Origin of the sequence: Lysinibacillus sp. FJAT-14745, assembly GCF_001275675.1 — a bacterium.
GTDB lineage: Bacteria > Bacillota > Bacilli > Bacillales_A > Planococcaceae > Lysinibacillus.
On record NZ_LITM01000019.1, the window covers coordinates 31,458 to 36,538 of the forward strand.

General features: G+C 34.1%; 5 protein-coding genes. All 5 read left to right on the forward strand.

Features of this window, described 5'->3' with window-relative positions:
• Positions 1-304: 304 nt before the first annotated feature.
• The 5 genes from AMS59_RS23420 to AMS59_RS23440 all read left to right on the forward strand — a co-directional run bounded on the left by AMS59_RS23420 (position 305) and on the right by AMS59_RS23440 (position 4,598).
• Complete coding sequence (locus AMS59_RS23420) at positions 305-808, forward strand: hypothetical protein (protein WP_053486110.1); 504 nt, start codon at positions 305-307, stop codon at positions 806-808.
• 414 nt (positions 809-1,222) lie between these two features.
• The gene (locus AMS59_RS23425) at positions 1,223-1,999 is read left to right on the forward strand and encodes a recombinase family protein (RefSeq protein ID WP_053486111.1); all 777 of its coding nucleotides are present in this window, start codon (positions 1,223-1,225) and stop codon (positions 1,997-1,999) included.
• Positions 2,000-2,147: 148 nt separating this feature from the next.
• Positions 2,148-3,383: an IS110 family transposase gene (locus tag AMS59_RS23430; protein ID WP_053486112.1), complete on the forward strand. Its 1,236-nt coding sequence runs from the start codon at positions 2,148-2,150 to the stop codon at positions 3,381-3,383.
• A 188-nt stretch (positions 3,384-3,571) separates the two neighbouring features.
• Positions 3,572-3,862 (forward strand): hypothetical protein, encoded by a 291-nt coding sequence (locus tag AMS59_RS25675; RefSeq protein ID WP_156304765.1) that lies wholly within the window; start codon positions 3,572-3,574, stop codon positions 3,860-3,862.
• Entirely contained in the window at positions 3,801-4,598 is a 798-nt protein-coding gene (locus AMS59_RS23440; protein WP_053486114.1) for a hypothetical protein, read from the forward strand. Before AMS59_RS25675 ends, AMS59_RS23440 begins: the two co-directional genes overlap by 62 nt.
• Positions 4,599-5,081 lie beyond the last annotated feature (483 nt).

Genomic DNA, 5,081 nt, shown 5'->3' on the forward strand with positions numbered 1-5,081 from the left:
TTTTTCGTGCCTGGAATATATTACAGAAAATTCAGTTTAAACGTTAGTGTGGAATTATTTTAATGCGACGCTAGTGATGTCTACTAAAGAAAAAATGGTTACGAGAGGGATTCAATAAATTTAATAAAAGCTCAAACATCCAAAGGAGCACTTGATGCAACAGTAGATGTAGTGAAAGATGTATACGATGATCCTGATATTCATCTAAGTTCAGATGGTACAATCTACAGATGGAAAGACTTCGTTTGATACTAATTGGGATATAAAAGGTAAAAGATTTTCTACCGTAAGAAAGGTGATAGCTATGTCATTTGAAGTAAATATATTAGTGGTTAATCAAAATAAACCATTACCAATTCCATTTCTCTCTTTTATAGAAGTAATAAATGAAGTGGATGATAAAATGGCTTTGAGATTGGATTGTACATGGAAATTTATGAGTCAAACAAAAGGGATTTGGTACTCATTAGTTAAAGAAGAGGATGGGGTTAAAAATGCATTTTTACTTTGTACCTCTGATTTTGAAATAGAGTCAGAAAAATTACCTATCCCTTATTGGATTGACGATGAGGATGTTATTTATAACTTAACTCCATTAGTTATTCATAAAGAATATTCGAAAGAGTTTGTAGCAATATTAGAATTTTTAATTAAACAATCTCCAACTAATACCTTAATGTTTTTAGCTAGATATCAGGGTGGTGATTATGAGATTATTCAAGGCACTATATCACTTAGTAATTTTATTCAAGATTTAAAAAATAAAAAAATATTGTTTAATGTATGCTATATAATCACTAGTAATTAATTGTTATAACCTTGATTGGCTAAATGCCTTTCGAGGTTTTTTTCTTTAATTTATATTAAATCAACTGATATTTGAGTGAGACAATAAGAAAATGATTTGTTTGAGAATCGAGAGCTTTTGAAGGCTGGACCATTAAGGAGTACTATGTAAACAGTGGTCTAGGAAGAAAAGTGTGAGAATTAGGCGAGATGATATTTTACTTGCAGGAGATAGTTTTGTATGGAATAGTGACTAAATAAACGATAATGACAAAGCTCGTGGCGATAAACAATGGTTAATGTGACAGGGAATTATTTGCTTTATATAGTCAAATATTTTTAAGGTTGTATTTTTACTTGAGACGGTCGTATAATACTCGCTATTCGTTAAAAAGCGTTACGGAAATTACAATTTATGTAACGGGAGGTTGAGAAATTGAACGTTGTTGGGTATATACGAGTCTCGACTCAAGGGCAAGCAAGAGACGGATATAGCTTGAGATATCAAGAAGATGAAATTAAGGCATATTGCAAGGAACAAGGCTTAAACTTGGTACATATTTTTAGAGATGAAGGAATAAGTGGTGCCAAACTGAATGAGGAAGCACTAGAAATAGATAGGGTGGGCTTACAGGAGATGTTGGCTCACCTTTCGTCTGTCCAAATAGAGTATGTGTTGGTGTTAAACACAAGTCGGTTATGGAGGTCAGATATTGTTAAGGTGCTAATACAACGAGAGTTGAAGAAATATGGTTGTGATATTAAAAGCATAGAACAGCCGTTTTACAGTATCCATAAGAAAGACCCCAATGATTTTTTGGTAAACGGCTTAATGGAGTTATTAGACCAATACCAACGGCTTGAAATTTCGTTAAAACTAACAAAGGGAAGAAATAAAAAAGTAAAGGAAGGTGGGTATGCAGGTGGAAGGGCAACATTTGGCTACATGAAACAAAAGGGTAATAAGGAACTTATTATACACGATAGTCAGGCAGAAGCAGTTAAACGGTTGTTTGAGCTAAAACAGCTCCATAAGAAATGGTCACTGTCTACGTTCGCAAATAGGTTGAATGAAGAAGGATATAAAACAGCTCAAGGTAAACAATTTACGAAAGTGCAAGTGAAACGCATTTTAGACAGAGAAAGTTTTTATCAAGGGATATATACATACAGAAAAATACAAGCAAATGGGCAACACCCTGCAATAATTTGAAGGGCTACTTAAAAAAGGTGCTCATTTTCTTATAAGTCAGTATGTAACAGTGAAAATGGATAGGCTTTCGTACCAATGCGCACCAGTTGGTGAACGCTCGAACTAAGGTTGCCAGCATTTTCATTCCATTGAATAGGAGGATGAGTTAATGCACGAACGACAGAAACATTTTTATGTGGGAGTAGACTTACATAAGCAACACCATGTGGCGGTTATTATTAATTGTTGGCAAGAGAAACTAGATGAAATAAAGTTTGAAAATAAACCGTCTGCTTTTTCAACGTTTTTACTGGATATTTATAAACATATGGACGATGGTTTGACACCTATTTTTGGTTTAGAAGATGTTGGGGGTTATGGGAGAGCGTTAGCTAAATATTTAGCAGACCATGAGCAAATTGTAAAAGAAGTGAATCCAGCTCTTTCATATGCTGAACGCAAAAGTCACATGACCACACAAAAAAGTGATAGCTGGGATGCAGAATGTGTAGCCAGAATTTTGGTGAACAAACTAGACCAGTTACCAGATGCTAAACCACATGATTTATATTGGTCGATACAACAGCTAGTCACTAGAAGAAATGCATTAGTCAAGGCACAAGGTGCTTTAAAGAACCAACTGCATATTCAATTAAGTCACCACTATCCAAGCTATAAAAAGTTTTTTTCAGAAGTAGATGGAAAAACAGCATTAGCATTTTGGGAACGATATCCATCTCCACCGTGTTTAGAAGGGGTGACTGTTAAGCAATTGACCATATTTTTATTAGAAGCCAGTAGCAATACATGTTCGGTGAAAAAAGCGAGTGAAATTTTAAAGATGGTGAAAGAGGATGGAAACACAATAAGAGAACACCAAGAAACACGAGACTTTCTAGTAAAGAGCATCGTCCGAGACATTTCATTTAAGAAGCAGGAAATGCGCTATGTGGAACGAGAATTAAAAGGGTTAATGAGTTTACTAGACTTTCAATTAGACACAATGCCAGGCATAGATCTCGTTACAGCTTCAGCTTTAATTGCAGAAATAGGTGATGTACGCCGTTTTCCAAATGCCAACAAATTAGCACGATTTGCGGGCATTGCGCCTGTTTACTTTGGTTCTGGTGGGAAAGGAAGGGAACAAAAAAGCAAGCAGGGAAATCGGGCGCTACACGCTTTATTTTACAACTTAGCCGTACAGCAAGTACAGGTGGCAAAAGGAAGTAAGCTGCCAAGGAACCCAGTATTCCATGCATACTATCAACGGAAGCTAAAAGAAGGCAAAACAAAGGGACAAGCATTAGTTTGTATCATGAGAACGCTTGTAAATATTATTTACGGTATGATGAAGCACAAAACAGCCTATAAATTGCCGATAATAAAAGAGGAAGAAGTAGTTTAAAAAGGTTTAAGATAGATTCATTTTTTTAGCCGGATTTTAAGATTACAACATAGGGTACGGATAAAAATGGTACACCAAAAGGTTTTGAAAAGCAAGCTAAATCAGCAAATGATATTAGTAAAAAAGCCAATGAAGGAAAAATTAAATATGCAAGTAACTATCATGGTAGACTTGGAAAAGAAAAAGAATTGGAAATATTATCGAATCCTGATTCGGTTTATGTTGCAGGTAATAATTCACAGAACCTAATTTATATGAAGGGAGGAAATGTAGTAATAGTTGAAAGCAAAGGCAGTCATAAAGGAAATACAATTACAAGTTATGGACCTGATGGAGCAAGAGGAAAAAGTGGTGCTGCAATCTTTGGTGGTAAGCCCACAGACCCAGGGAAGCCCGTCACACATGACGCAATTGTAAATGGAACTATTCCAACTCCAAGTGGGGGGACCATGCCACCTGCTACGCAAATATTACCATGAAAATATGAAAATAAATATTAATAATATACAAATTATAAGTAATACTGATGTAAGATGGTACTTATCGAGTCAAATTATATGGATTGGTAAAGAGAAAAATTACGACGAAATTGAAGAATTAATAAATAAAAGTTATGGAAGTTTTAAATGGCTGTGGTCTGATTCAGATACTATATTATTTAATAAGGAAGATTTGAATTTTATAGGAGCAGTAATAAAGTTAAACGAACCAATAATAGTAAAAAGTGGGAAAATGGATAAAGTCTTATTAGAAGAGAGAGAGGGGAACATCAAAGTAAGTGAGGAAAGGAATTTCGAATGTAATTTATCGGATTTTACCGAGTACTATATTGAAGAGGATAATTTACTATCCTATTCTGAAAAATGGGACAGAGCAAACCTCTCCATTGAAGTAAAGATAACCTCAGACTTTTCTGTTCTTTTACAGAATAATGAGATGGTGGGAATTTTGATTTATAATGCTAGTAATCATTTAATACCAGATGTAGTTTACCAAGTTGATGCAAATGAAAATATTGATTCGAACTTATGTATAAAGCTAGGTAGATTTTTTGAATTAATTGAAAAAATCGATAACGATGATGATTTAACTCAACATGGAGAATTAGAATTAAAAAAAGCCTTTTTAGAAATTTACGAAGAAGTATTGCCCTATAATGAACTAAGTTATGTTGCATTAAAAGACACTATATTAAATGTAGTTGACTATTTGTAGGATTGGAAAAATTACCATTATACTCTATTGGATGGGCTATAAGTCCTTGTATTTGAATTAATAACTCATGAAGGCTAGGCCATAAAGGAGTGCTAGTGCTATTTTAATAATAAAGCAATAAAAACGAAAATAGGCGAGATGACATTTTACTTACAAGGACCACTGTATGGGTGGCATAAGCAACAAATACACGAGATTAAACAAGATAAAGGGTTTAAACGTTACACTTGCCATGTGGTAAAAAAGATGTCATACTGTCAATACTAAAATAACTTATAAAACTTGCAAATATTAATAAACTTAGAAAATTTATAAACTTAAAGCACTTGATTGTCTATAATAGGCGACAAGTGCTTTTTTGCATGTTTAAAGTAAGCCCGTAATCAAATAACGCATACAAATAGCCAGGCACCTCCGGTACGATAGACGTATCAAATGAAGGAGGTGCTTCTTTATGTTAACAACCAAACTAACAATTGTCCC